This window comes from Variovorax sp. OK605 (assembly GCF_900115445.1).
In the GTDB taxonomy this organism is placed as follows: domain Bacteria; phylum Pseudomonadota; class Gammaproteobacteria; order Burkholderiales; family Burkholderiaceae_C; genus Variovorax.
In genome coordinates this window covers 32,763-57,910 of record NZ_FOWL01000016.1, presented here as the reverse complement: position 1 = coordinate 57,910, position 25,148 = coordinate 32,763, and the positions used below count along the sequence as shown (strand labels likewise).

23 protein-coding genes are annotated in these 25,148 nt (G+C 69.3%); 17 read left to right on the top strand and 6 right to left on the bottom strand.

Annotated elements, in window-relative coordinates; genetic code table 11:
* Position 1 precedes the first annotated feature (1 nt).
* Genes BM013_RS31235 through BM013_RS31215 form a run of 5 tightly spaced genes read left to right on the top strand, consistent with a single transcriptional unit; the run spans position 2 to position 6,592 of the window.
* Positions 2–1,810: a branched-chain amino acid ABC transporter ATP-binding protein/permease gene (locus BM013_RS31235; RefSeq protein ID WP_093132385.1), complete on the top strand. Its 1,809-nt coding sequence runs from the start codon at positions 2–4 to the stop codon at positions 1,808–1,810.
* Position 1,811: 1 nt separating this feature from the next.
* A complete protein-coding gene (locus tag BM013_RS31230) occupies positions 1,812–2,546 on the top strand; it encodes an ABC transporter ATP-binding protein (protein WP_093132383.1) in 735 nt (244 codons plus the stop codon).
* A gap of 38 nt (positions 2,547–2,584) precedes the next feature.
* Positions 2,585–4,318 carry a tannase/feruloyl esterase family alpha/beta hydrolase gene (locus BM013_RS31225; protein WP_093132381.1) on the top strand — a complete coding sequence of 578 codons (1,734 nt, stop codon included), beginning with the start codon at positions 2,585–2,587 and terminating at the stop codon, positions 4,316–4,318.
* Between the two features lie 24 nt (positions 4,319–4,342).
* Positions 4,343–6,088 carry an acyl-CoA dehydrogenase family protein gene (locus BM013_RS31220; RefSeq protein WP_093132379.1) on the top strand — a complete coding sequence of 582 codons (1,746 nt, stop codon included), beginning with the start codon at positions 4,343–4,345 and terminating at the stop codon, positions 6,086–6,088.
* Between the two features lie 36 nt (positions 6,089–6,124).
* Complete coding sequence (locus tag BM013_RS31215; RefSeq protein ID WP_093132377.1) at positions 6,125–6,592, top strand: MarR family winged helix-turn-helix transcriptional regulator; 468 nt, start codon at positions 6,125–6,127, stop codon at positions 6,590–6,592.
* 21 nt (positions 6,593–6,613) lie between these two features.
* Here BM013_RS31215 and BM013_RS31210 read toward each other — a convergent pair whose 3' ends face one another.
* On the bottom strand, positions 6,614–7,270 hold the full coding sequence (locus BM013_RS31210) for a TetR/AcrR family transcriptional regulator (protein ID WP_093132375.1): 657 nt from the start codon (positions 7,268–7,270) through the stop codon (positions 6,614–6,616).
* A gap of 131 nt (positions 7,271–7,401) precedes the next feature.
* Between BM013_RS31210 and BM013_RS31205 the strand changes: the two genes are divergently transcribed.
* The 5 genes from BM013_RS31205 (at position 7,402) to BM013_RS31185 (ending at position 10,825) form a co-directional block, all read left to right on the top strand.
* Positions 7,402–7,839: a VOC family protein gene (locus tag BM013_RS31205; RefSeq protein WP_093132373.1), complete on the top strand. Its 438-nt coding sequence runs from the start codon at positions 7,402–7,404 to the stop codon at positions 7,837–7,839.
* A 59-nt stretch (positions 7,840–7,898) separates the two neighbouring features.
* Positions 7,899–8,426: an SRPBCC family protein gene (locus BM013_RS31200; protein ID WP_093132371.1), complete on the top strand. Its 528-nt coding sequence runs from the start codon at positions 7,899–7,901 to the stop codon at positions 8,424–8,426.
* Between the two features lie 17 nt (positions 8,427–8,443).
* A complete protein-coding gene (locus BM013_RS31195) occupies positions 8,444–8,863 on the top strand; it encodes a VOC family protein (RefSeq protein ID WP_093132369.1) in 420 nt (139 codons plus the stop codon).
* Positions 8,864–8,901: 38 nt separating this feature from the next.
* A complete protein-coding gene (locus BM013_RS31190; RefSeq protein WP_256221794.1) occupies positions 8,902–10,398 on the top strand; it encodes a DHA2 family efflux MFS transporter permease subunit in 1,497 nt (498 codons plus the stop codon).
* 67 nt (positions 10,399–10,465) lie between these two features.
* Positions 10,466–10,825 carry a DUF1428 domain-containing protein gene (locus tag BM013_RS31185; protein WP_093132367.1) on the top strand — a complete coding sequence of 120 codons (360 nt, stop codon included), beginning with the start codon at positions 10,466–10,468 and terminating at the stop codon, positions 10,823–10,825.
* Between the two features lie 15 nt (positions 10,826–10,840).
* Here BM013_RS31185 and BM013_RS31180 read toward each other — a convergent pair whose 3' ends face one another.
* The 3 genes from BM013_RS31180 to BM013_RS31170 all read right to left on the bottom strand — a co-directional run bounded on the left by BM013_RS31180 (position 10,841) and on the right by BM013_RS31170 (position 13,210).
* Positions 10,841–11,599: a sulfite exporter TauE/SafE family protein gene (locus tag BM013_RS31180; RefSeq protein ID WP_093132365.1), complete on the bottom strand. Its 759-nt coding sequence runs from the start codon at positions 11,597–11,599 to the stop codon at positions 10,841–10,843.
* A 120-nt stretch (positions 11,600–11,719) separates the two neighbouring features.
* Positions 11,720–12,325 (bottom strand): nuclear transport factor 2 family protein, encoded by a 606-nt coding sequence (locus tag BM013_RS31175; protein ID WP_093132363.1) that lies wholly within the window; start codon positions 12,323–12,325, stop codon positions 11,720–11,722.
* Positions 12,326–12,358: 33 nt separating this feature from the next.
* Positions 12,359–13,210, bottom strand: a complete 852-nt coding sequence (locus tag BM013_RS31170; protein WP_093132361.1) for an intradiol ring-cleavage dioxygenase — start codon at positions 13,208–13,210, stop codon at positions 12,359–12,361.
* Positions 13,211–13,392: 182 nt separating this feature from the next.
* On the opposite strand from BM013_RS31170, the gene BM013_RS31165 reads away from it, so the two are divergent.
* The 4 genes from BM013_RS31165 to BM013_RS31150 all read left to right on the top strand — a co-directional run bounded on the left by BM013_RS31165 (position 13,393) and on the right by BM013_RS31150 (position 20,257).
* A complete protein-coding gene (locus tag BM013_RS31165; protein WP_093132359.1) occupies positions 13,393–14,322 on the top strand; it encodes a LysR family transcriptional regulator in 930 nt (309 codons plus the stop codon).
* A gap of 126 nt (positions 14,323–14,448) precedes the next feature.
* The gene (locus tag BM013_RS31160; protein WP_093132357.1) at positions 14,449–14,922 is read left to right on the top strand and encodes a DoxX family protein; all 474 of its coding nucleotides are present in this window, start codon (positions 14,449–14,451) and stop codon (positions 14,920–14,922) included.
* 371 nt (positions 14,923–15,293) lie between these two features.
* A complete protein-coding gene (locus BM013_RS31155) occupies positions 15,294–19,010 on the top strand; it encodes a metallophosphoesterase (protein ID WP_093132355.1) in 3,717 nt (1,238 codons plus the stop codon).
* A gap of 65 nt (positions 19,011–19,075) precedes the next feature.
* Positions 19,076–20,257: a hypothetical protein gene (locus tag BM013_RS31150; RefSeq protein ID WP_143098422.1), complete on the top strand. Its 1,182-nt coding sequence runs from the start codon at positions 19,076–19,078 to the stop codon at positions 20,255–20,257.
* Between the two features lie 40 nt (positions 20,258–20,297).
* Here the strand turns inward: BM013_RS31150 and BM013_RS31145 are convergent, their stop codons facing one another.
* The gene (locus BM013_RS31145; RefSeq protein ID WP_093132351.1) at positions 20,298–21,026 is read right to left on the bottom strand and encodes a Crp/Fnr family transcriptional regulator; all 729 of its coding nucleotides are present in this window, start codon (positions 21,024–21,026) and stop codon (positions 20,298–20,300) included.
* Between the two features lie 88 nt (positions 21,027–21,114).
* On the opposite strand from BM013_RS31145, the gene BM013_RS31140 reads away from it, so the two are divergent.
* The 3 genes from BM013_RS31140 to BM013_RS31130 all read left to right on the top strand — a co-directional run bounded on the left by BM013_RS31140 (position 21,115) and on the right by BM013_RS31130 (position 23,922).
* Positions 21,115–22,812 carry an adenylate/guanylate cyclase domain-containing protein gene (locus BM013_RS31140; protein WP_093132349.1) on the top strand — a complete coding sequence of 566 codons (1,698 nt, stop codon included), beginning with the start codon at positions 21,115–21,117 and terminating at the stop codon, positions 22,810–22,812.
* 113 nt (positions 22,813–22,925) lie between these two features.
* A complete protein-coding gene (locus BM013_RS31135) occupies positions 22,926–23,312 on the top strand; it encodes a helicase SNF2 (protein WP_093132347.1) in 387 nt (128 codons plus the stop codon).
* 247 nt (positions 23,313–23,559) lie between these two features.
* Positions 23,560–23,922, top strand: coding sequence for an alpha/beta hydrolase (locus BM013_RS31130; protein WP_093132345.1), 363 nt, complete (start codon positions 23,560–23,562; stop codon positions 23,920–23,922).
* A 52-nt stretch (positions 23,923–23,974) separates the two neighbouring features.
* Here the strand turns inward: BM013_RS31130 and BM013_RS31125 are convergent, their stop codons facing one another.
* Positions 23,975–25,036 carry a maleylacetate reductase gene (locus BM013_RS31125; RefSeq protein WP_093132343.1) on the bottom strand — a complete coding sequence of 354 codons (1,062 nt, stop codon included), beginning with the start codon at positions 25,034–25,036 and terminating at the stop codon, positions 23,975–23,977.
* Between the last annotated feature and the right edge of the window lie 112 nt (positions 25,037–25,148).

Sequence of the window (25,148 nt, the reverse complement as noted above, 5' to 3'; positions counted from 1 at the left end):
CATGGAAGCGCTCCTGAACCCCGCCGCCTCCGCACCCGACAAGAGCCCGCTGCGCACCTGGGGCCCGCTCGCGCTGATCCTGGTGCTGGTGGCCTTGCCCTTCCTGCCGCTGCCCGACTTCTGGATCATCCAGCTCAACTACATCGGCATCTACACGCTGCCCGTGCTCGGGCTGGTGCTGCTCACCGGCGTGGGCGGCCTCACCTCCTTCGGGCAGGCGGCCTTCGTGGGCATCGGCGCGTACACCACGGCCTACCTCACGGTGAACACGGGACTTTCGCCGTGGGTCACGCTGTTCATCGGGCTGGTGTTCACGGGCCTGAGCGCCGCGCTCATCGGCGCGATCACGCTGCGCATGTCGGGCCACTACCTGCCGCTGGCCACCATCGCGTGGGCACTGTCGCTGTACTACCTCATGGGCAACCTCGAGGCGCTGGGCAAGTACGACGGCATCCTGGGCGTGAAGGGGCTGTCGCTGTTCGGCTTCGAGTTCGGCCAGCAGCGCCTTTTCTACGGCGTGGTGTGGGCCTTTGCGATCCTTGCGGCGTTCGCGGTGATCCGGCTGCTCGACTCGCGCAGCGGCCGCGCCATCCGCTCGCTGGCCGGCGGCTCGCAGATGGCCGAGGCCATGGGCGTGAACACGCTGCGCTTCAAGATCGGCATCTTCGTGCTGGCGGCGCTGCTCGCGTCCATCTCGGGCTGGCTGTTCGCGCACTTCCAGCGCACGGTGAACCCCTCGCCCTTCGGGCTGAAGATGGGCATCGAGTACCTCTTCATGGTGGTGCTGGGCGGCGCGGCCCACGTGTGGGGCGCCATTGCCGGCGCGGGCGTGGTCAAGCTGCTCGAGGACCAGCTGCAGGTGCTGCTGCCCAAGCTCATCGGCACGGCCGGCAGCTACGAGCTGATCGTGTTCGGCATCATGATCGTGCTGGTGCTCAAGTACCTGCCCAACGGGCTGTGGGCCTTCGTCGACCGGCGCCTGCCGCGTCCGCGCCGCGCGGTCGACTGGCAGGGCGCCCAGGACCTGCCCGCGCGCGCCAAGCCGGCTGCCGGCGAGGTGGTGCTCGACGTGCAGTCCATCCGCAAGACCTTCGGCGGGCTGGTGGCGGTGAACGACATCAGCTTCCAGACGCGCGCCGGCCAGATCGTCGGGCTCATCGGGCCGAACGGCGCGGGCAAGTCGACCACCTTCAACCTGGTGACCGGCGTGCTCGGGTTGTCGGGCGGCGCGGTGCGCTTTCGCGGCGAGGCCATCGGCGGGCTCGGCGCGCGGCAGATCGCGCAGCGCGGCGTGTCGCGCACCTTCCAACACGTGAAGATGGTGGCCGACATGACGGTGCTGGAGAACGTGGCGCTGGGCGCGCACCTGCGCGGGCGCAAGGGCGCCGTCGCGGCCATGCTGCGCATCGACCGCAACGAAGAGCGCGCGCTGTTCCGCGAGGCCGAGCGCCAGCTGCAGCGCGTGGGCATGGGCGACTACCTGCACGAGACCGCGGGCAACCTCGCGATGGGCCAGCAGCGCCTGCTGGAGATTGCGCGCGCGCTGTGCGCCGACCCGGCCCTGCTGCTGCTCGACGAGCCCGCGGCCGGCCTGCGCCACAAGGAAAAGGAAGCGCTGGGCAAGGTACTGCGGCAGCTGCGCGGCGAAGGGATGAGCATCCTGCTGGTCGAGCACGACATGGGACTGGTGATGGACATCTGCGACCACATCGTGGTGATGGAATTCGGCACGCACCTGATGGAGGGCACGCCCGCCGAAGTGCAGACCAGCGACAAGGTGCGCGCGGCCTACCTCGGAACGGAGCATTGACATGAGCACACCCCTGCTCCAGATCCGCGGCCTGCACGCCGGCTACGGCCGCGCCGAAGTGCTGCACGGCATCGACCTGAAGGCCGGCCAGGGCAGCGTCGTCACGGTGATCGGCCCGAACGGGGCCGGCAAGTCGACATTGCTCAACGCGCTGATGGGCGTGCTTCCCTCCAAGGGCATCATCGAATTCAAGGGCCAGCCGATTGCGGCGCTGTCGCTCGAAGAGCGCGTGATGCTCGGCATTGCGCTGGTGCCCGAGAAGCGCGAGCTGTTCGGCACCATGCCGGTGGAAGACAACCTGGTGCTCGGCGCGTTCCGCCAGGTGCGCCTGCGCAACAAGCAATGGCGCGACCGCATCGACGAGGTCTACACGCTGTTCCCGCGGCTGAAGGAACGCCGCGCGCAGCTGGCCGGCACGCTCTCGGGCGGCGAGCGGCAGATGCTGGCGGTGGGCCGCGCGCTGATGTCGCGCCCCACGCTGCTGATGCTCGACGAGCCCAGCCTGGGACTGGCGCCGCTGGTGGTGCAGGAGATCTTCCGCACGGTGGAAGCGCTGCGCGCCACGGGCGTCACCATCCTGCTGGTGGAGCAGAACGCGCGCGCCGCGCTCGAAGTGGCCGACCACGGCTATGTGCTCGAGATGGGCAGCGTGAGCCTGGAAGGCGAAGCGAAGCAACTGGCGGTCGACTCGCGCGTGATCGACACCTACCTGGGCGCGGCGCGCAAGGCCGCCTGACGACGACACGGCCGCGGCCCTCGCGGCAAGGAGACCCCATGACCCGACAGCGCCACCTTCATTTCGGCCTGTGCGCTAGCGCACTCGGCGTGGCCGTGTTGCTCGCGGCGTGCGCAACGCGTGCGACGGCACCCCATGCGCCGCTGGCCGCGGCGCGCGCCGGCACGCTCCAAGCGTGCACCGACCTCGCGGCCCGCGCCGCGTTGCCGGGCACCGTCTACACATCCGCCACCGAAGTACCCGCCGGCACCGTCACGGTCGGCGGCGTGGCGATGAACGCCCCTGCGCACTGCCTGGTGCAGGGCCGCATGAACGAGCGCACGAGCCCCGTCGACAACCAGCGCTACGCCATCGGCTTCGAGATGCGCCTGCCCGTGGCATGGAACGGCCGCTTCTTCTACCAGGCCAACGGCGGGCTCGACGGCGTGGTGCTGCCCGCGCTGGGCGGCGTCGGCGGTGGCGGCCCGCGCAGCAGTGCGCTGCAGATGGGCTTTGCCGTCATCAGCGCCGACGCCGGCCATGCGGGCGCGATGGGCCCGCGCTTCGGGCTCGACCCGCAGGCGCGGCTCGACTACGGCTACAACGCCGTCGCGCAGCTCACGCCGATGGCCAGGAACCTCATCGCCAAGGCCTACGGCCGCGGACCCGATCGTTCGTACTTCGGCGGCTGCTCCAACGGCGGACGCCATGCGATGGTGGCCGCGGTGCGCTCGGCCGACTCTTACGACGGCATCCTCGCGGGCGACCCCGGCTTCAACCTGCCGAAGGCGGCGGTGGCGCAACTCTATGGCGCGCAGCAGTACGCCGCCGTTGCCAGCGCCAAGACATCCACCGGCCAGCCCGACCTGCAGAGCGCCTTCACGCCCGCCGAGATGAAGCTGGTGGCCGACAAGGTGCTGCAGCGCTGCGACGCGCTCGACGGCCTGGCCGACGGCATCGTGTCGAACGTGCAGGCCTGCAGGACGAAGTTCGACATCCAGACCGCCGTGCCGACGTGCGCCGCAGGCACGCGCGACGGCATGTGCCTGAGCGCGCCGCAGAAGAACGCGCTCGCCAACGTGTTCAAGGGCGCGCGCAACAGCGCGGGCCAGCCCATCTACAGCGGCTTTCCGTTCGACGCGGGCGTGAGCGGCAGCAACTGGCGCGAATGGAAGTTCGCCAGCCCGGGAACGCGCGACGCCGGCGCCGTGGCCTTCATCTTCAGCACGCCGCCGCTGGCCGACCGGCCACAGGGCCTGCCCTTCGCGCTGGGCTTCGACATGGACCGCGACGCACCGCGCATCGCGGCGACGGACGGCCTGTTCCGCGAATCGGCGCTGTCGTTCATGACGCCGCCGGACGCCGCCAACCTGGCCGCGCTGCGCGACAAGGGCGGCCGCATGATCGTCTACCACGGCACCAGCGACCCGGTGTTCTCGTCGGACGACACGGCCGCCTGGTACGAGCGCGTGCAGGCCGCGAACGGCGGCGATGCGTCGGCCTTCGCGCGCTACTTTCCCGTGCCCGGCATGAACCACTGCGCGGGCGGCCCGGCCACCGACCAGTTCGACATGCTGAGCGCACTGGTCGACTGGGTCGAGCAAGGCAAGGCGCCCGCGTCGGTCACGGCGAGCGCGCGCGGCGCGGGCACGCCGGCGCCGAATGCCGAGGTGCCGGCGAACTGGTCGGCCCAACGCACACGACCGCTGTGCCCCTACCCGCAAGTTGCGACCTACACCGGTGGCGACACCGAGCGCGCGAGCAGCTTCGCCTGCAAGCTGCCTACCCCCTGAATCAGCGAAAGCAGAAGAGCCTCCATGGATTACCAGCCCCGCCCCGACGACGCCCGCTTCCTGCTCAACGCCGTGCTCGACGCGCCCGCGCGCCTGGCCGCGCTCGCGCCCTTTGCCGAAGTCGACGAAGCACTGCAGTCGCAGGTGCTTGAAGAAGCCGGCCGCTTCGTCGGCGAAGTGGTGGCCCCCATCAACCGCGGCGGCGACGAAGTCGGTTGCCGCTTTGCCGATGGCAACGTCGTGTCGCCGCCGGGCTTCAGAGAGGCCTACCAGGCCTTCGTCGACGGCGGCTGGCCTGCGCTGTCGGCCGCGACGGAAGACGGCGGACAGGGCCTGCCCGCGGTGCTCGAAGCGGTGCTCTACGAATGGCTGGCCGCCGCCAACCACGGCCTCACGATGGCGCCGGGCCTGCTGCACGGCGCCTATGCCTGCCTCAAGCACCACGGCAGCGACGAACTGAAGCAGCGCTATCTGTCGAAGATCGCCACCGGCGAGTGGCTCGCCACCATGTGCCTCACCGAGGCGCATGCGGGCAGCGACCTGGGCCAGGTGCGCACGCGCGCCGTGCCGCAGGCCGACGGCAGCCTGCGGGTGAACGGCGGCAAGATCTTCATCTCCGGCGGCGAGCACGACCTGACGCCGAACATCGTGCACCTGGTGCTGTGCCGCCTGGACGATGCACCGGCGGGCCCCAAGGGGCTGTCGCTGGCGCTGGTGCCCAAGCTGCTGCCCGACGGCGCGCGCAACGCGGTGCACTGCGAACGCATCGAAGAGAAGATGGGCCTGCACGGCAGCCCCACCTGCACCATGCGCTTCGACGACGCCACGGGCTGGCTGGTCGGCGAGCCCGGCCGTGGCCTGGCCGCGATGTTCGTGATGATGAATTCGGCGCGCCTGCACGTGGCGCTGCAGGGCATCGGCCTGCTCGACGCCGCCTGGCAGAAGGCCGACGCCTACGCGGCCGAGCGCCGCCAGATGCGCGCGCCCGGCCCCGTGCCCGCGAGCCGCGGCGGCGAGAGCGCCGATCTGATTGCCGAGCACCCCGCGGTGCGCCGCATCCTCGACACGCAGCGCGCGTGGATCGACGGCACGCGCACCCTCGCCTACCGCAGCGCGCTGATGCTCGACGTGGCCGTGCACGACGCCGACCCGAAGGCGCGCGAGCGCGCGCAGCGCTGGTGCGCCTTCGTCACGCCGGTGCTCAAGGCCGCGTGCACGCAGCAGGCCTTTCATGGCGCGAGCGAATGCCTGCAGGTGTTCGGCGGCCACGGCTATGTGCGCGAGTGGGGCATCGAGCAGGTGGTGCGCGACGCGCGCGTGACCATGATCTACGAGGGCACCAACGAGATCCAGGCCATCGACCTGCTGGTGCGCAAGGTGCTGCCCGACGGCGGCGCCGGCATGTCGGCGGTGCTGCTGGAGCTGCGCGACACGCTGGACGCCTCGCGCGAGGCCGACGCCGACGTGCAGCGCCGACTGGCGCAGTTGCGCTACCTGGGCACCACGGTGGCCATGGCGGCGCATGCCAACCCGGTGCTGCCCTACGAGGTGGCCGACGACTACCTGCGCGTGACCATGCTCACGCTGATGGCCTGGGCCTGGGCGCGCATCGAGGCGGTGGCGCCGCAGGACGCAGCCAAGGCACGCGCGGCCACCGCCTTCCGGCGCTGGGTGCTGCCCGAGTTCGAGATGCGCCTGGGCATCGTCAAGAAGGCCTGCGAGACCGTGGCGCTGACGCACGCGGCGGCGCCCGCGGGTGTGGCGAAGTAGCCACTGGCGCCGCCTGCCGCGCGTTACGCTCGCACCATGCCCTCCTCCGCGAAATCTGCTCCCGCCAAAGGCCAGCCCGACCCGCTCGACGCGCGCATGCTCGAAGGCCTGGTGGGCTACAACGCGCGCCGCGCGTGGCTGATCGTCAGCGACTTCTTCGCGGAGCGCATGGCGCCCTACGGCTTGAAGCAGATCGACTTCTCGGTGCTCTCGCTGCTGGCGCACAACCCGGGCGCCACCTCACGGCAGCTGTGCAACACGCTGGACATCCTCCCGCCGAACCTGGTGAGCCTGGTGGTCACGCTCGACAGCCGCGGGCTCATCGAGCGCCGGCCGCATCCGCACGACGGCCGCGCCGTGGGCCTGCACCTCACGCCGGCCGGCGAGACGCTGGTGCGCGAGGCCGAGCAGGCCGTGGTGCAGCTCGAGGCCGATGCGAGCGCCAGGCTCAGCGCCCGCGAGCGCGAGACGCTGATCAAGCTGCTGCAGAAGATCTATCTGTAGCCTTCGGCGATTGCAAGGGCTTCAGAGGCCCCGTTCGACCATGTCGATCAGCTGCTGGCCGAGCCCGTGCACGGCGTCGGCCGGCATTTCGCGCAGCGGCCCGTCGATGATGAGCAGCGCCAGCCCGTGCACCGCCGACCACGCGAGGTATTCGGCATTCGGGCGCCGCTGCGCAGCGAGCACGCCCGCGTCCACCAACCGGTCGATCGCCTTGCCCAGCAACTCGAACGGGTCGAGCCCGCTGTCGGCGCCGCCCTTGCCCGGGCCGAGCTCGCCGCGGCCTTCGTCTGAAATCACGAACGCCGTGCGGAACAGGCCCGGCTCGGCCTGCGCGAACCGCAGGTAGGCGGTGCCGATGGCGCGCACCTGTGCGCGCGCGAAGTCGGCGGGCGGCTGGTCGCAGGGCAGCACGGCCAGTTCCTTTTCCATCGCGCCCGCCGCCGCGGCCAGCGCCGCCTCGCGCACGGCCAGCAACAGTTCCTGTCGGCTGGCGAAATGCCGGTAGGCCGCGTTCGGCACCACGCCCGCGCGCCGCGTGGCCTCGCGCAGCACCACGGCGCCGGGGCCGCCGTCGCGCGCCAGCTCGATGCCCGCGTCCAGCAAGGCCCGGCGCAGGTCACCGTGGCGGTAGGTGCTGCGGGCGGGCGGCAGGCTTTCGGGAACGTTGTTGAGCTTCATTGCAATTCCATGTGGACACTGTCCATTATCCCTGCTATTCTTTGTGGACGGTGTACACAAAGTAATCCGATTGTTTGCGGCCCATGACACCGGGGGCTTGCGACCCACCTCCTCCATCCAAAGGAATTGCCATGAAAGTCCAGTCTTACCTCTCGTTCGAAGGCCGCTGCGACGAAGCGCTCGGCTTCTACAAGAAGGCGCTCGGCGCCGAGGTCGTCCAGCTCATGCGCTACAGCGAAGCGCCCGCGCAAGCCCCTTCGGGCAACGCCGACGACGGCTGCGGCGGCGCGATGCCGTCGCCCGACAAGGTGATGCACGCGGTGGTGCGCATCGGCGAAACCGAGCTCATGGCCTCCGACGGCCGCTGCTCGGGGCAGGCCGAGTTCAAGGGCGTGATGCTGGCGCTCACCGCCAACACCGACGCAGAAGCCCGCCAGTGGTTCGACGCGCTGGCCGACGGCGGCCAGGTGATGCAACCGCTGATGAAGACCTTCTTCACCTCCAGCTTCGGCATGCTGAACGACCGCTTCGGCGTGAGCTGGCTGCTGGTGGTGCAGCAGGCCAGCTGAGTTCGCGCCGCCCCGTCATCGCCACGACATTGCCCCGCATCGCCTCACCAAGTCCCGCCATGCTCAAGAAAATTGCCCTCGTTCTCGTCCTCGCCATTGCCGCGCTGCTGATCTTCGCGGCCACCCGGCCCGACACCTTCCGCGTGGAACGCACCGCGCGCATCAACGCGCCGGCCGAGAAGATCTTTGCGCTGATCGACGACTTCCACCGCTGGGGCGCCTGGTCGCCCTACGAGAAGCTCGACCCCGCCATGAAGCGCAGCTTCGGCGGCGCGCCCAGCGGCAAGGGGGCCACCTATGCGTGGGAGGGCAACAGCCAGGCGGGCGCGGGACACATGGAGATCGTCGAGTCGGCGCCTTCGTCGAAGGTCGCGATCAAGCTCGACTTCATCCAGCCCTTCGAAGGCCACAACATGGCCGAGTTCACGCTGCAGCCCCAGGGCGGCGCCACGCAGGTGACCTGGGCCATGCACGGCCCGAGCCCCTACGTCGTCAGGCTCATGGGCATCTTCTTCAACATGGATCAGATGATCGGCAAGGACTTCGAAGCAGGCCTGGCCAACCTGAAGACAGCCACCGAAAAGTAACCCACCAAGGAAAGCTCATGTCCCCCATCCACGCCTACCTCACGTTCGACGGCAACGCAGCCGAAGCCATGCGCTTCTACGAGAAGACGCTCGGCGGCAAGATGCAGATGATGATGACCATCGGCGAAGCGCCCGACACCGCGCAGCTGCCGCCCGAGGCGAAGAACCGCATCATGCATGCCTCGCTGGCCTACGGCGAGGGCATGCTCATGGCCTCCGACACCATGCCCGGCCAGGCCTACGAAGGCATGAAGGGCTTCGGCGTGGCGCTCACGCTGGAGACCGTGGCCGAAGCGCGCCGCGTGTTCGATGCCTTCGCCGCGGGCGGCACCGTCTCCATGCCCTTCGAGAAGACATTCTGGGTCGAAGGCTTCGGCATGGTGACCGACCGCTTCGGCACCCCCTGGCTCATCAACGGCGGCAAGCCGCTGGTGTAGCCCGCCGCTCCCGGCGCCCGCAACAGGAACGACCTCCCATGACCGACACACTCGACAACCGCAAGCGCTGGCTCGCCTTGATGGTGCTGTGCCTCGGCGTTCTCATGATCGTGCTCGACACGACCATCGTGAACGTGGCGCTGCCCTCGATCCGAACCGACCTGGGCTTCACCGAGACCTCGCTGGTCTGGGTGGTCAACGCCTACATGCTGACCTTCGGCGGCTTCCTGCTGCTGGGCGGGCGGCTCGGCGACCTGTACGGCCACCGCCGCGTGTTCCTCGCGGGCCTGGTGCTGTTCACGCTGGCCTCGCTGGCCTGCGGGGTCTCGACCTCGCAGGGCCTGCTGGTGGCCGCGCGCGCGGTGCAGGGCCTGGGCGGCGCGGTGGTGTCGGCCGTGTCGCTCTCGCTGATCATGAACCTGTTCACCGAGCCGGCCGACCGCGCCAAGGCGATGGGCGTGTACGGCTTCGTGTGCGCGGGCGGCGGCAGCATCGGCGTGCTGCTGGGCGGACTGCTCACGAGCACGCTGAGCTGGCACTGGATCTTCCTGGTGAACCTGCCGATCGGCGTGGCGGTGTACGCGCTGTGCGTGGCGCTGCTGCCGAGCGCGCGCGGCCATGCGCACGGCGAGAAGCTCGACGTGGCCGGTGCCGTCACGGTCACGCTGTCGCTCATGCTCGCGGTGTACGGCGTGGTCAACGGCAACGAGGCCGGCTGGGCCTCCGCGCAGACGCTGGGCCTGCTGGGCGCGGCGGTGGCGCTGCTGGCGGTGTTCATCGCCATCGAGTCGCGGGTGCAGCATCCGCTGATGCCGCTGGGCCTGTTCCGCCTGCGCAGCGTGTCGGTGGCCAACGTGGTGGGCGTGCTGTGGGCCGCGGCCATGTTCGCGTGGTTCTTCATCTCGGCGCTCTACATGCAGCTGGTGCTGCAGTACACGCCCATGCAGATCGGCCTGGCCTTCCTGCCGTCCAACATCATCATGGCGGTGTTCTCGCTCGGGCTGTCCGCCAAGATCGTGATGCGCTTCGGCATCCGCAAGCCGCTGGCGGCAGGCCTCTGGCTCGCGGCCATCGGGCTGGCGCTGTTCGCGCGCGCACCGGTCAGCGGCAGCTTCGTACTCGACGTGCTGCCCGGCATGATGCTGCTCGGCCTGGGCGCGGGCATGGCTTTCAACCCGCTGCTGCTGGCCGCCATGAGCGAGGTGAGCCCGGCCGACTCGGGCCTGGCCTCGGGCGTGGTCAACACCGCCTTCATGATGGGCGGCGCGCTGGGCCTGGCCGTGCTGGCCAGCGCCGCGGCCGCGCGCACCGCGTCGATGGAAGCGGCCGGCGCGCAGATGCCGCTGGCGCTCACCGGCGGCTACAACCTGGCGTTTCTCGTCGGTGCCGTGTTCGCGGCGGCGGCGGGCCTGATTGGCGCCTTGCTGCTGCGCTCCGCCATGCCGGGGCAGATGCAGAACCACAGCAACGGCAAGGGCAACGACAACGGCAAGGCCGGCGACAAGATGGCCCCCCGCGGAACAGCCGCACCGTGAACCTCAGGCCATGCAACCGCCCCTCTTCTTCCTCCAGCATTTCCACTCCCTGTTCAGGAGAACACCCATGGCTCGCTATGTAGATGGTTTCATCGTTGCCGTTCCCACCGCGAACGTGGAGGCCTACCGCAAGCTGGCGCGCAAGGCCGGCAAGGTCTGGATGGAATACGGCGCGCTCGAATACGTGGAGTGCATCGCCGACGACGTGAAGCCCGGCAAGCTCACCTCGTTTCCGCAGAGCGTGAAGCAGAAGGCCGACGAGACGGTGGCTTTCTCGTGGATCACCTACAAGTCGCGCAAGCACCGCGACACGGTCAACGCGAAGGTGATGGCCGACCCGCGCATCACGGCGATGGACCCGAAGACCATGCCCTTCGATGCGAAGCGGATGATCTTCGGCGGCTTCAAGAGCATCGTCGAGTTCTGAGCTCGCGCGGGATGCTCAGGCCAGGAAGCCGTCGTAGACGAGCTTCAGGCCCGTGAGCAGCATGCCCAGGTACACGAAGCGATAGAACCAGGTCGCGTCGATGCGCCGCGCAATGCGAATGCCGACCCACACGCCCAACGGCGCGATCGGCATCAGCACGAGCGAGGTGGCCAGCGTGCGGAAGTCGAGCAGGCCGAGCCATGCGTACGGGATCCACTTGCTCAGGTTCACCACGAAGAAGAAGTAGGCCATGGTGGCCGTGAAGATCACCGGCTTGAGCCGCAGCGGGATCACGTAGGCGTTGATCGGCGGGCCGCCCGCATGCGCGATGAAGCTGGTGAAGCCCGAGACGGTCGTCAGCACCGCGCCCACGCCGCGCGAGGGCAGCGGGTCGTTCGGCTTGGGCGGGAACAGCACGCGCTGCGCCAAAAACAGCAGCGTGAACACCCCCACGATGCCCGCCACCGTGTGCGCCGGCAGCGCGCGAAACAGCAGCGTGCCGACCACCGTGCCCAGCAGCCCGAACGGAACCAGGAACTTGAGCAGCGAGCGGTCGAAGTCGCGCCGGAACGCGGCCAGGCCCAGCAGGTCCATCAGCAGCAACAGCGGCATGAGGATGGCGGCGGCCTGCGGCACCGTAACGGCCAGCGCCATCATCGGCACCGCGAGCGAACCGAAGCCGGCGCCGAAGCCGCTCTTGCTGATGCCGAGCAGCAGCACGGCGGGAATGGCGACCGCGTAGAAATGCGGGTCGGTGATCAGGGGAAAGGCCATGGGAATGAGGAGCGCGAAAAAAAGCCCGCCGTGGCGGCAGGCTTTGCGAGCGTAGCAGGATGACGCGGGGCGCGCTGCCCATCTGCCCAACTGCCCATCTGCCCAGACGCCCAGCCGCCCTCAGCGTTCGAGCGCCCCTCCGGCCAGCCAGTCGGCGCCGCGCCTGTAGAGGGCCTCCACCGCCGGGCCCTTGAGCATCGGCATGTCGAGCTTCACCGTGTAGCCGATGCGCTGCTGGATGTAGGTGAGGTGGCGGTAGCCCTCGGGCAGGCCGGCCAGCACGGCCGCGTCGAGCGCGACGGTGGCGGCAGGGTCGACCGGGTCGATGCGGTCCTTCTCGTAGATGGGCTGGCGGTGCAGCAGCTTCCACTCGCCGCCGTGCTTTTCCACGAAGTCGTAGAAGCGGCCGGTGCACACCACGTCGCACAGCACGCCCTCGACCATGCCGCGCTGCGAGATGGTCATCTTGGTCTGCGCGATGGCACGCTCGCCCGCCACCTCGATGGCCGAGCCGCCCAGGAAGTGAAGAATGCTCACGCCCTTGGCCCAGCCTTCCTGCGTGACGCGGATGAACTCGGCGTACGGGCCCTGGAACCAGGTCGCCATCATCACGCCGTCGGGATGCCACACGGTGGCAAAGCGTTCCCAGTCGCCGGCGTCGCGCCACACGGCCCAGCGTTCGATCATCTGGCGGATCAGCAGCTCCTGCTGCAAGGTGTCGTTCATTTGCGTTGTCTCTTTTCCTTGGTTTTCCGAGGCTCAGGCGGGCTGTGCGGCCGGTTCCTTCAGCGGGTTCAGCACGAAGTCGAAGTCCAGCCGCCAGCGGCCGTCGGCCTGCTTCGTCCACGGCGCCACCAGCGACTGGCGCACCGCGAACACCGCGTCGGAGTCGAGCCACTCGTCGCCGTCGCGGAACACGTGGGTGATGAGCCGCTCGTAGCCCGGCGCCTCGATCTTGAAATGCAGGTGCGCGGGCCGCCACGGGTGGCGCTTGGTGGCGCGCAGCAGGTCGCCCACGGGGCCGTCGACCGGAATCGGATAGGCCACCGCCACCACGCTGCGAAAGTGCAGCGAGCCGTCGGCCGCCGTGCGCAGCGTGCCGCGGTTCTCGGCATGGTCGAGCCCGGCGTGCTGCACGTCGTAGTGGCCGCCGGCATCGGCCTGCCACACGTCGACGACCGCATGGGCCACCGGCTCGCCGTCGAGGCCGCGCACCGTGGCGTACACGTCGCAAGGCTCGCCCTCGGCGCCGTTGGCCACGTCGTCGCCGTGCGCGTACTCGGGCGCGCCGTCGAAGTAGAAGGGGCCGAACACGGTGGCCTCGGTGCAGCCGGCGGGCTTGTCGTTGTTCATCGCGATGGTGAGCATCGACAGGCCCAGCACGTCCGACAGCAGGATGAACTCCTGGCGCTTGTCGTCGCACTTCTGGCCGGTGGCCGTGAGGTACTGGATGCCCTGGAACCACTCTTCCTCGGTGAGCTTCACCTCGCGGGCGAAGGCGTGCAGGTGCTGCACGAGGCTGGTCATGATCTCGCGCAGCCGCGGGCTCGGGGTGTCGGCGAAGCGTGCGAGCACGGCCTGCGTGATGTTGTCCTGGTTGAGGTTGCGCATCGTGGCGTCTCCGTGTTGTCTCTGGTGGGTACGGCGCACTGTAGGCCGCGCGCGGTTCCCATGAAAGCACCCGGGGCGCAAATGATTTTTCCGCCAAGCGGAACGGTCGCGCCCCTTGCTGCGCCAAAATCGCCCGGCCCGACAAAAGACAAGCCCAAGACACGCCCCGGAGACAACGCCCCATGGACCGCTGGACCGAAATCGCCCTGCTGGTGCAGATCGCCGATGCCGGCAGCCTGAGCCGCGCGGCCGAGGCGCTGGGCCTGTCGAATGCCGCGGCCAGCCGCCACCTGAGCGCGCTGGAAGCCCGCCTGGGCGCGCGGCTGGTCGAGCGCAACACGCGCCGGCTGTACCTCACCGACACCGGCCGCGAGTTCTGCGGCCGCGCCCGCACCATCCTGGCCGACCTGTCGGACGCCGAATCGACCGTGAACGCCACCGCGCTCAACCCGACCGGCACGCTGCGCGTGACGGCCTCGCTGTCGTTCTCGATCCACCACATCGCGCCGCTCTTGCGCGAGTACACGCAGCGCTACCCGGGCGTGACGGTGCACGTGGAGGCGGCCAACCGCTACTTCGACCTGATCGACAACAACATCGACGTGGCGATCCGCACACGCGAGTACGAGCCCGATTCGAACGTGACGATCCGCCGGCTCGGCGAGACGCGGCGCATCCTGGCGGCCTCGCCGCGCTACTTCGCGCAGCACGGCTTTCCGAAGACGCTCGACGAACTCCAGCAGCACAAGCTGCTGATCTACACGCACGCAAACAACCCGAACGAGCTGCGCTTCAGCCGGGGCGCGGAGACGCGCACGGTGTCGGTCACGGGCCTGCTCGAGTCGAACGACGGCCAGGTGCTGCGCGCCGCCGCGCTCGACGGCATGGGCATCCTGGTGCAGCCGACCTACATCGTCTACGAGGACATCGTGGCCGGCCGGCTGGTGCCGACGCTGGACGACTGGGACCTGCCGCACCTGGCCATCAACCTGGCGTACCCGAGCCGCAAGCACCTGTCGGCCAAGGTGCGCAGCTTCATCGACTTCATGGCGGCGCACTTCCAGAAGATGGACTACGAGCGCAAGTGGACCGGGCGCTTCGGCCCCCACTGACCCGCACGGCGGGCCTTTCCGCCAAAACATGTGCGTAAACGCACATCCCGGCCCCGGCCGGCTGCGCACACTGGAACCGCAACCGCCGCATTCCGCGGCGGGCCCTCCCATTTCCAAGGATCTGCCATGAACACCCAGGCCGTAGCCGCCAACACCACGCGTGCGCCGATCGCACCGTCGCTGTCCGCCCTTTCCCCCGCCAACACGGACGACGCCGGCAAGCTGCTGATCCGCGTGACGATCGGCCTGCTGGTGCTGCTGCACGGCATCTTCAAGCTGTCGGCCGGCGTGGGCTTCATCGGCGGCATGCTGGCCAAGGCCGGCCTGCCGGGCGGGCTGGCCTACCTGGTGTACGTGGGCGAGATCGTCGCGCCGCTGCTGATGATCGCGGGCGTCTTCACCCGCGCCGCGGCGGCCGTGGTGGTCATCAACATGCTGGTGGCCTTCGGCCTGGTGCACATGGCCGACATGTTCGCGCTCACCAAGCAGGGCGGCTGGGCGCTGGAACTGCAGGGCCTGTACCTGTTCGGCGCGCTGACGGTGGTGCTGCTGGGCGCGGGGCGCTTCAGCGTGGGTGGCGTGCGGGGCAAGTTCAACTGACGCGGCCCTTCGGGCGCCAGGCACGCCCGGCTCCTGTGCTCCTGCCCTGAATGCCCGCCCCGTGCGGGCATTTTTTTGTCCTTTTTGTCGTTTTCGTCGTTTCGTTCGGCGCGCCTGCGAATCCTCGCGCCTTCGTGAAGAACTGCCCGCGCCGGCCCGGACACGCCACCCCACAATCCCCCGTCGCCCGAGCCTTGTCACGGGTGCGGGTCGTCATCGACCCACGGCGACAGCGGCTGCGAACCCGAAGAGGTGGCAGCACTCGGTCGATCGGGAGGAACACACCATGGACACGCAGGGGACGCGCCCGGCAGCAGCAGCGCCGGCATTGAAATCGGCCGAGCCGCCACCGGCGGCACAGGACGCCCGCCATGGCTGACGCTCCCACGGCCGGTGTGTGCGACTGCAGCGAGCCGGCGCCGAAGCTGGCGCTGATCCTCTACCCCAGCCTGGGCACCCCGCTGCTGCTGGGCCCCGACCAGACCCGGTGCAGCGTCTTCATCGCCGCCGCGTCCCTCGGCGCGGCCAACGGCCAGGCGGCCCGCAAGACCGCAGACGGGCGCTCCAGCGTCGTCCCCCTGGACAAGGACGCGTCGGCCGTCGTGGCGCGCCACCTTCGGCTCGTGGGCATGAAAGGCCCCAAGCCCGACGCCGACATCGACCTGGGCGAACTCACCGGCGACGGCAAGGACTGCGGCATCGCCAGGACCGCCATCAAGGTCTGGCAGGTCGCCCGGTTCGAGGCGGGCGCCCTCGTCTACAACCAGAAGGGCGAAGTGTTCGCCACCCTCGCTCCGCAGGCCGTCAGGGCCTACGCCGCCGCTGGTTTCGCGGGCGGCCATGTGTACGAAGTGGAACTCGACATCGCCAGGCTCGCGGTCAAGCCCGACACCGGCGTTTTCAAGAGCTTCGCCTGGATGGTGAGGCCCACCAAGGCACAGAAGCAGGACTTTCCATCGCTTTGCCAGACGGCAACAGTCCACGCACAGGACCTGCTGGTCGAAGCCTTCCTGGCGCAACAGGTCCAGACCGACAGCCACCGCCACCAGGCAACCAACGCGCCCGCCGTTTCGCGTCGCGGCAAGGAGGCGGCGCTGCTCGAGTACGACGTGGGCCGGACGGGCAAGTCCGCCGAATCGCTCTACATCGAGACCGGCGCGCGCCTTGCGGCATGGCACCCCGTCATTCGCCTGCCGAGCCATGCGCCGCTGAAGCTCGGGCACCTGAGCGACGTGCACATCAGCGTGCGCCACCGGGCGCTCGCCAAGTCGCCCGCCCACGTGATCGAAGACCCGCAGTTCACCGGCGATGCCCGGCCGGCAGTGGGCACGCTGGTGTGCGACGCCTTCAACGCGCTCAAGGCCCTGTTCGACGAGATCGGCGCCGGCAGGAAGCCCGACACCGCCTTGCTGCTCACCGGCGACCTGATCGACTTCAATCGCAATGTCGATCCGCGCAAGGTGCCCGACGCCCACATCGGCGAGCAATGGAAGCGCTTCAACGTCCTGAACAAGCTCAACAACCCCAGGGAACCCGACCTGTACCCGCGCGGGCAGGACGACATGCTCGCCTTCAGCCTGGTGCGCTACGCCTACAACGAGCTCAAGCTGCCCGTCTTCATGACCACCGGCAACCACGAGGCGTACGACGTGGCCTATGGCGTCTACCCGCGCGTGGGTCTGTGGGGCGCGGCGCTCGGGGCGATGGAAATCCTGCGGGCCACGATGCGCAGGACCGAGACCTGCTGGCTCGACTTCATCAAGGCGTCGGACGCGCTCGACGCCAGGATCGAAGAGATCGGCGACGCCGCCATGGCGGCCGCCCACGGTGCAGGCGGCGCTGCAGCCAAGGCGCTGGAAACGTCCCGCCAGCAGACGCAGGCCGCACTGGCCCGCCTGCAAGCCGACAGCAACGCCGCGGCGGACAAGGCCCACTCGGCACTCGACGAATACCTGCGGCAGGTCAAGGCGGGGCAGCCCAGGGTCACGGCGCAGGCTGTGCAAATTCCTTCCGGCACGGGCCTTGCCACGCACGCCTGGCGGCTCTACCAGCGCGCGCTTGGCAGCGCCCGGCAGACCGTGGCCGACGCCACCAATGCCGCCGTCGGTGAACTCTGGGACGCCTACACCGGCATCGTCGGTGCCGTGGGCCACGGCACCATCGGCGTCGACCGGGCGGTTGCCAGCGTCGGCTTGAAGCTGGCGGGCGCCGCGGACGACCTCGGCACCCTGGCAGCCGACCTGGGTGTGCGCGCCGGTGTGGTCGGTGCGCAATCCGCGGTGCGGGCGCAGGCCGCTTCGGCGCATCTGGCGGTCAAGACAGCGCGCACGGACGCTCGCGCCGCGCTGCAGGCCAACGGCGCACTCCTGGCCGGACTGGACAAGCGGCTCGCCATCCACAGGCAGGACGTGGACGCCGCCAGCAAGTTCTGGGGCGCCCAGGCCAACCCGGGCATTCCGGCCGACCACAACTTGACCGTGCTGGAAGCCACGCTCGCCTACGGCCCGACCTACGGCGAAACCTGGACCAGCCTGAATTTCACGACGGCCAACTTCGACTGGTTCGGGGTCCTGTTCACGCCGCTGGCGGACTTCTGCATTGCGCTGCCCAGCCAGGGCGACGTGGTCTCGCCGCCGCGGCAGGTGCTGGTCGGCCTGGCGTGGGGCGAAACGGAAAACTTCATGAACCTCGAAGGCGCGGTGCCCGCGGGCACCGACCGCCACAGCTACATGATCCTGCCGCGCGCCAGCGCCAGCATCGACGCGGCACAGCAGGCCGTGTTGCGGCAGGCCCTGGCGCTCAAGGGGCAGAGCCAGGCGCCGCTCGTGGTGGCGAGCCACTTCACCATGGTCAACTACAGCAAGGCGGCGCTGCAGGAAGAGTTGAGCTTCGTGCCCGACAACGCGCCCCGCGGCACACTGAGCGCGGACGGTTTCTCCCCGGCCGCCGTGTCGGGTTCGGCCGGCTTCAACGACGCGAACTTCGGCACCTGCGAACGCAACCTCCGGTGGTACTTCGAGAACTGCGCGGGCGTGCCGGGGAAGCCGGCGCGCGTGGACTGGCACCTGAGCGGGCACAGCCACCGCAGCGCCCTGTACACCGTCAGGCACGGGCGCAACGCCGCCGGTGCGCCCACGGTCACGGTCACCGGCCGGCGCGACCCCGGCATGTACCAGGGAAAAAGCGTTGCCGCGGCCGACAGCGGCACGCAGTTCGTGGTGAGTTCCTGCGGCGGCCCCATCGGCGTGCAGAACCTGGCCGGCGAACTCAACGGCCACACCTTGCGCCCACCCGCAGGCAGCCGCCTCGACTGCGCTGGCCGCAGCATCGAACAGGTCAAGACGCTGCGCACCGGACGCGCCAGCGGCACCCCGTACAACGAGAAGCCTCGGCTGTGCGTGGCGCTGGACTACCTGTACATCCTCCAGCGCGGCAAGTCGCCCGTGGTCTTCGAGTGGGAAAGCCGCGCGGGCGCGGGTGCCAGACGGCGGCCAGCCACGGTCAGGATGCGCTTGAGCGAGCAGGTGCAGAAGCTCGATTGCATCGCTGCGGTGAAGGTGTGGGTCTGCGAACTGAAGAAGAGCAAGGCTGGCGGCACGGGACAAGCGGAACCCGCATGGCACCGCCTGGCGCCCACCCTGATCCGGGGCAAGGACGGCAGCGTGCTGGTCTTCTCGGCGGCCGAGCTGGCCACACTGGAGAGCGCGATGGTGACGGCTGCGAAGCGTCCCGCCGTCGGTGCTGCTGCCAACCCGGCGCGGGGGACTGCGCCGGTCGTCACGCGGCGCGTGGCACAGGCCTTCTGCGAAATCGTCCTGAAGAAGCCCACGACAGGCAGATACACCGAGGGACCGGAGAAGGGCAAGGACGTTCCCGACTGGAGTGCCGACATGAAGTGGGAGAACGATCCATGGGTGTTCCCGCTGGACATCGGCAGCTCGCAGACCGGCGCCGGCACCCATGACTTCATGCAGCGCAGGGACGGCGAGCATGGGCAAGTGCCGGATTGGGACTTCCTTGCGACGCACTACCAAAGCAAGGGATACATCCCGAAGGATCGGGCCATCAGGAGAGACGCATCCAAATAGATCGCCGCCACTTCATGGCTATTGCATTGGGCTGTAGCTGCGTCACTTTATCGATGGGATGCAACGTGAGAACCAGAAAGCACATCCGAAGCCTGGGGAAGACCTTCACCTACCTGAAGGACCCTGATTTTCGCAAGCAGGAGGTTGGCGATGTCCTCCTTGCAGTAGACGACGCCGAGTTCAGTGGCGAGCGCTTCGATGGCATGACATGGCGCAATGTCGTGTTCAGGAACTGCAGCTTCATCGGCGCCTACGACATCGGCCCACGCGCCATGGAGAACGTCGTCTTTCAGGACTGCAGTTTCGCTGGCATCCTGAGCTATGGCGTCACGAACAACGTGCAGTTTCTTCGGTGCCGCTGGACAGGCGCGCCCGTGATGTTCGCGGAAAAAGAAAGCAAGAACACGCGGTTCGAATCATGTGCATTCGAAGGCACGAGTCCGGACCGCAATCAACAGGGTACGGTGGGCTCGTCGGGCGAGGTCAGTTTCATCAACTGCAAGGCCAAGTGGATCAACTGGGCCGGCGACGCGGGGTTGACGATCGTCGAATGCGAGTGCGACGACGTGTCCGTACATACAGACAGTGCCGCAAACAGCGGCGATGACTCCTTGAGCTCCGCGGTATTGATCGAGCGCAGCAAGCTGCGCGGCACGTTCAACCTGGCGGCCGCAGACCTCCAATCCCTGACGATCCGTGACACCGTGCTGGACAACCTCGAATTGACCAACGCGACGATCAAGGGCGATGTGTTGATGGAGCGCGTCAGAGGCGGATCGGTCAACGGCTGGATACGGGGCGCTCCCCGCGTGACCCTTCGTGCCAGCCAGTTCACGCCGTCCCCGGGCTTCGAGTTCGCGTTCGAATTGGTCTCCGCCGATACGCAGCATGCGCTGATCGACTCGGTGCAGATCTCCGGGGGAACGAAACCCATCAATTTCGGCTTCGGCGCCTTGGGCTCGGACGCCAGGAAGGTTGCACCCAAGCTCAATCGAAGCTTCACCATCGTGAACAGCCGAATGGGCCGGGTGGACGCAAGCTACCTCAACAGCGCCGAAGTTCGCCTCGAGCGCAACACCTTCGACCACCTCGACCTGTCCAACAGCCGAATCGCCAAGCTCGAACTGACCGGCAACACCATCGCCCGTTCGGTGGACTTCACGAACACGCAAGCCAAGGAAAGCAAGCTCCAGCGCCTGGCCAAGGGCCAGGCCAAGCTCGAAGGCTCCAACATCAAGGCCGATTGAGGCCCGAGGCCCCAGCCCGCTACAGCCCGCTACAGCAGGCTCAGCCCGCGTCGCCCCGCACCTGCGAGACCATCGACGCCAGCCGGGCCAGGTCGGTCACCAGCAGGGCCTTCTCGTCCTTGCGCAGCACGCCGCTGCGCACCAGCACATTGAGTTCGCGGGTCACCTGCTCGCGGTTGGTGCTGATCTGGCTGGCCAGCGCCGCATGCTTGGGCGCGGGGTCCAGCCGGGACTGGTTGTCGTCGCCGTCGTGCGCGCCGGCGCTGCGGGCCAGGCGCAGCAGCTCGGCATGCAGTCGGTTCTGCACGCCCAGGGTGCTCAGGTCGATCACGCGTTCCGACAGCTGGCGCACCAAAGACGCCAGCCGCTGCATCACCCGCTCGGCCACGAGCGGCTCGTCGCGCAGCAGCGCCATGAAGGCCGCCCGGTCCAGGCTGGCCACCACGCTGGGCGCCAGCGTGACCACGTCGGCCGAACGCGGGCCGCCATCGATGGCCGCGATGTCGCCGAAATGCTCGCCGGCCTCCGAATCGCGGAAGGTCACCTGCCGGCCGTTGGCCGAATAGGTCGTCACCCGCACCCGGCCGGACACCAGCAGGAACACCTCGCCCTGCTGCTCGGCGCGCAGCAGCAAGGGCTTGCCGGCCTCCACGCTGTGCCACAGGCATTGCTGCGCCAGCAGCGCCAGGCGCTGGTCGGAGAGGCCCTCGAGTAGCGCGATCTGGCGCAGCGCGAGGCTGGAACGGGAAGCGGGGTCAGGGTTGGCCATGCGGGGGATCGATGGTCGAGGTCGATGGTCAATGGGGCTGTTGCAACAGGCGCGCGGATTATGCTCGGGTGCCGCTTCGAACCCGTTCATGGACAGACGTTCCCCTCGCACCCCTTCGGGCTCCCTTTTTCCGCTGAGAACGCCGACACGGCGCAATCTGCGCTGGGCGAGCGGGCTGGTGCTGATGGCCTACATCACCTTCCACCTGCTGAACCACGCGCTGGGCATCTATTCGTTCGCCGCCGCCGAAACGGTGCTGCGCGGCGTGCAGAAGTTCTGGCACAGCCTGCCGGGCACCGTGCTGCTGTACGGCGCGGCCGCCACGCACCTGGCGTTGGCCGTGGTCGCGCTGTGGGAGCGCCGCACCCTGCGCATGCCGCCACTGGAAGGCCTGCGCGTGCTGCTGGGCTTCGCGCTGCCGCTGCTGCTGGCCACCCACCTCACGGCCATGCGCGGCGCCTACCTGGCCTACGGCATCGAGGGCTCTTACGTGCGCGTGGTCTGGGGCCTGTGGGACTGGCAGGGCGCGGCCGCGCAGCTGCTGATGATGCTCGCGGCGTGGGCCCACGGCTGCCTCGGCCTGCACTTCGCGTTGCGCGCCCAGCCGGCGTACCGGCGCTTTTCGCACCTGTTGCTGGCCGTTGCGGTGGTGTTGCCGCTGGCCGCGGCGATGGGCTTCGTGTCGATGGGGCGCGAGTTCCAGTGGAACGGCGTGCCGCCGGCCGCGTTGCCCACGCCCGAGCAGGGCAAGGCGCTCGGCGCGGCCGAGAACGGCATCAAGTGGGCCTACGGCCTGGCGCTGGCCGCGCTGCTGGCGGCGCGCTGGGGCCGCAACGGCTTCGCGCGCTGGTCGCGCCAGCCGTCGGTCACGCTGCGCTACCCGGGCCGCACGGTGCAGGTGCCGCGCGGCTGGAGCGTGCTGGAAGCCAGCCGCTCGCACGGCATCGACCACGTGTCGGTCTGCGGCGGACGCGCGCGCTGCTCGACCTGCCGCGTGCGCGTGGCGGGCCCGGCCGAGCACATCGGCGAGCCGGGCCGCGACGAGCAGCGCACGCTCGAGCGCGTGCGCGCGCCGTCCGACGTGCGCCTGGCCTGCCAGCTGCGCCCGCGCGGCGACATCGAGGTGACGCCGCTGTTCGCGCCGCTGCCCAACGAGGGCCGGCCCGCGCCGGTCGGCAGCTTCGGGCGCGAGCGCGACGTGGCGATTCTCTTCGTCGACCTGCGGCGCTGGTCCGGCCTGTCGGAGCGGCAGTGGCCCTTCGACCTGGCCTATGTGCTCGACCGCTATTTCGCCACCGTGGGCGCGGCCGTGCGCGAGAGCGGCGGCGTGCCCAACCAGTTCATCGGCGACAGCGTGATGGCCATCTTCGGGCTCGACTGCGACTTGTCCACCGCCTGCAGGCAAGCCCTGCACGCGACCGCGCTGATCGGCCAGCGCATGGACGCATGGAGCGAAGGTTTCGAAGCGCAATTCGGCCAGCGGCTGGAGTTCGGCATGGGCCTGCATGCAGGCCGCGCGGCCGTGGGCGAGGTGGGCTACCTGGAGACCACCACCTTCACCGCCATCGGCGAAGTGGTGAACACCGCGAGCCGCCTGCAGGACCATTCGAAGACGGCTGCGTCGCGCCTTGTCGTGTCGCTGTTCGCGGCCGAGCAGGCCGGCGTGGCCGACACCATGGGCACGCCCGAAACGCTCGCGGTGCGCGGCCGCTCCGAACCCCTCGCCGTGCTCTACGCCACGCATCCGGCGGCCCATGCCGCGCCGCACGCTTCAGCCCCCGCGTAGTTGGCTGAAGCGGTGCGCAAACGCACAGCGCCGAGCGCGGTGAAGTTTCACACTGCCTGCGTGGCAACGACGAATGTCCGCCGCCCACACAGACACTCGAAGGGACTCGCACCATGAACTCCAGGCAACGCATCGCTCTTTCCGCCCTCGCATTCGCCATGCTGGGCACCGCCGGCGCCGTACACGCGGAAACCTACGAAGGCGTGCATTCGATCACCTCGTATGCCAGCCGCGCCGACGTGCGCGCCGACGCCGTGGCGGCCGCGCACAACGACAACCCCTATGCCGACGGCGCCAACGCCGGCCCTGCTTCGGTGATCGCCTCGTCGACCAGCCGCGCCGCGGTCCGCGCCGAAGCCGTTGCGGCCGCGCACAGCGACAACCCCTACGCCGAAGGCGCTTCGTCGGGCACGGCCCCGGTGGTGGCCAGCACGCTCGACCGTGCCACGGTGCGTGCCGCAGCCCGCGCGGCTGCGCGCGGCGACGCACTGCCGCTGTAACCGACACGCAGCCCGGGTCTCGCTTCGGCGAGCACGCACCCCAAGGCCGGCCCTTGCGAAAGCAGAGGCCGGCCTTTGTACGTTCGGCAGGGGCGCGATCGAACCCGTGCGACGGTGACAGTGCCCTCTCCGATGGCTCGAAACGGTGCGCAAACACACAGCGCCGATCGCGCCGCGGTTTCACACTTCATTGGTGGCAACGACGAATGTCCGCCGCCCACACACCGTGAATCAAAGGGACTCTCACATGAACTCCAAGCAACGCATCGCCGCTTCCGTCTTCGCCACCGCCTTCGCCCTGCTGGGCGCCGCCAGCGCGCACGCGGAAAGCTATGACGGCGTGCATGCCATCACTTCGTCGGCCAGCCGCGCCGACGTCAAGACCGAAGCCGTGGCCGCCGCGCGCGAAGGCAATGTCTATTCGGACAGCGCCGCCGAAGGCACCGTGGCCGTCAACTCCACGCTCGACCGCGCCACCGTGCGTGCGCAGGCCGTGGCCGCCGCGAACAACCCGCTGCAGAGCCTGGACCGCCGCGCGTTCTACCGCGACGAAGTGCCCGCCGCCTACAAGAAGCCGGCCGTGTCGTTCACGCGCCAGGCCGGCCTGTAAGCAACGCAAGCAGCGGCGCGGCCCTGCTGCGTCGCTGTGCGGCTTCGCAGGTTCAGGGCCGCACGCCTTCCCACGCGTTCTGCAACAGCGCGCGGATCGCGTCCCGCACCAGCGGGCGCGGATTGGGGTACTGGTTCGTGAGCGCATGCGCGCACGCCAGGTCGAGGTCCGACGCCTTCATGCCGATGTCTCGCAGCGCCACCGGCGCGCCGTTGTCGCGCGCCAGGTCGTACACCGCCTGCGCGGCGCTGGCGCCTCCCAGCGCCTTCGCGATGCGCGCCATGGCCTGCGGCGCCGCCTCGGCGTTGTAGGCCAGCGCATGCGGCAGCACGATGGTGTGCGTTTCCGCATGCGGCAAGTTGAAGCTGCCGCCCAGCGTGTGGCACAGCTTGTGGTGCAGCGCCATGCCGACGTTGCCCAGCACGGTGCCGCACAGCCACGCGCCGTAGAGCGCGTCGCTGCGCGCAGCCAGGTCCTTGGGCGCAGCGCGAAGGGCCGGCAGCGCGCGGCCCAGCGCCGCAATGCCTTCCTGCGCCATCAGGTCCATGACCGGGTTCGAATCGACCGCGTAGAGCCCTTCGGCCGCGTGCGCGATGGCGTTGATGCCGCTCGTCACGCTCATGGCCACGGGCAGGCTCAGCGACAGCTCGGGGTCGTAGATCACGGTGCGGGGCAGCACCTTGAAGTCCTTGCCCGTCTTCTTCATGCCGGCTTCGGTGATGCCGTAGATCGGCGTCATCTCGGAGCCCGCGTAGGTGGTGGGAATGGCGAGGATCGGCAGGCCCGAGTCGAGCGCGATCGCCTTGCCCAGCCCGGTGGTCGAGCCGCCTCCGATGGCCACGGCGCAGTCGGCCCCCAGGCGATGGGCCACCTCGCGTGCCTCGCGCGCGGTCTCGATGGGCACGTGCATCACGGCGCGGTCGAACACGCCGGCCGCGTGCGCGCCCAGCATGTCGGCCACGCGCTCGGCCTGCGGGCGCTGCTCGGGGGTGGACAGCACCAGCGCGCGGCGCGCGCCGAGCGCGTCGATCTCGCGCGCCAGGTGCTGCAGCGACCCGGCGCCGAACACCACCCGCTGGGGCACGCTGTTGTAGACGAACGAAGGGGTGGTCATGGCTTTCCTGTCTCTCGAATGGTGAAGCGGCCGGTCGCCGGCTTCCACGATACGCCGGTGGCTCGCCCCGCGAGTGTCGAACGGGCCCGCGGGCCGTTCAACCACGGGAACG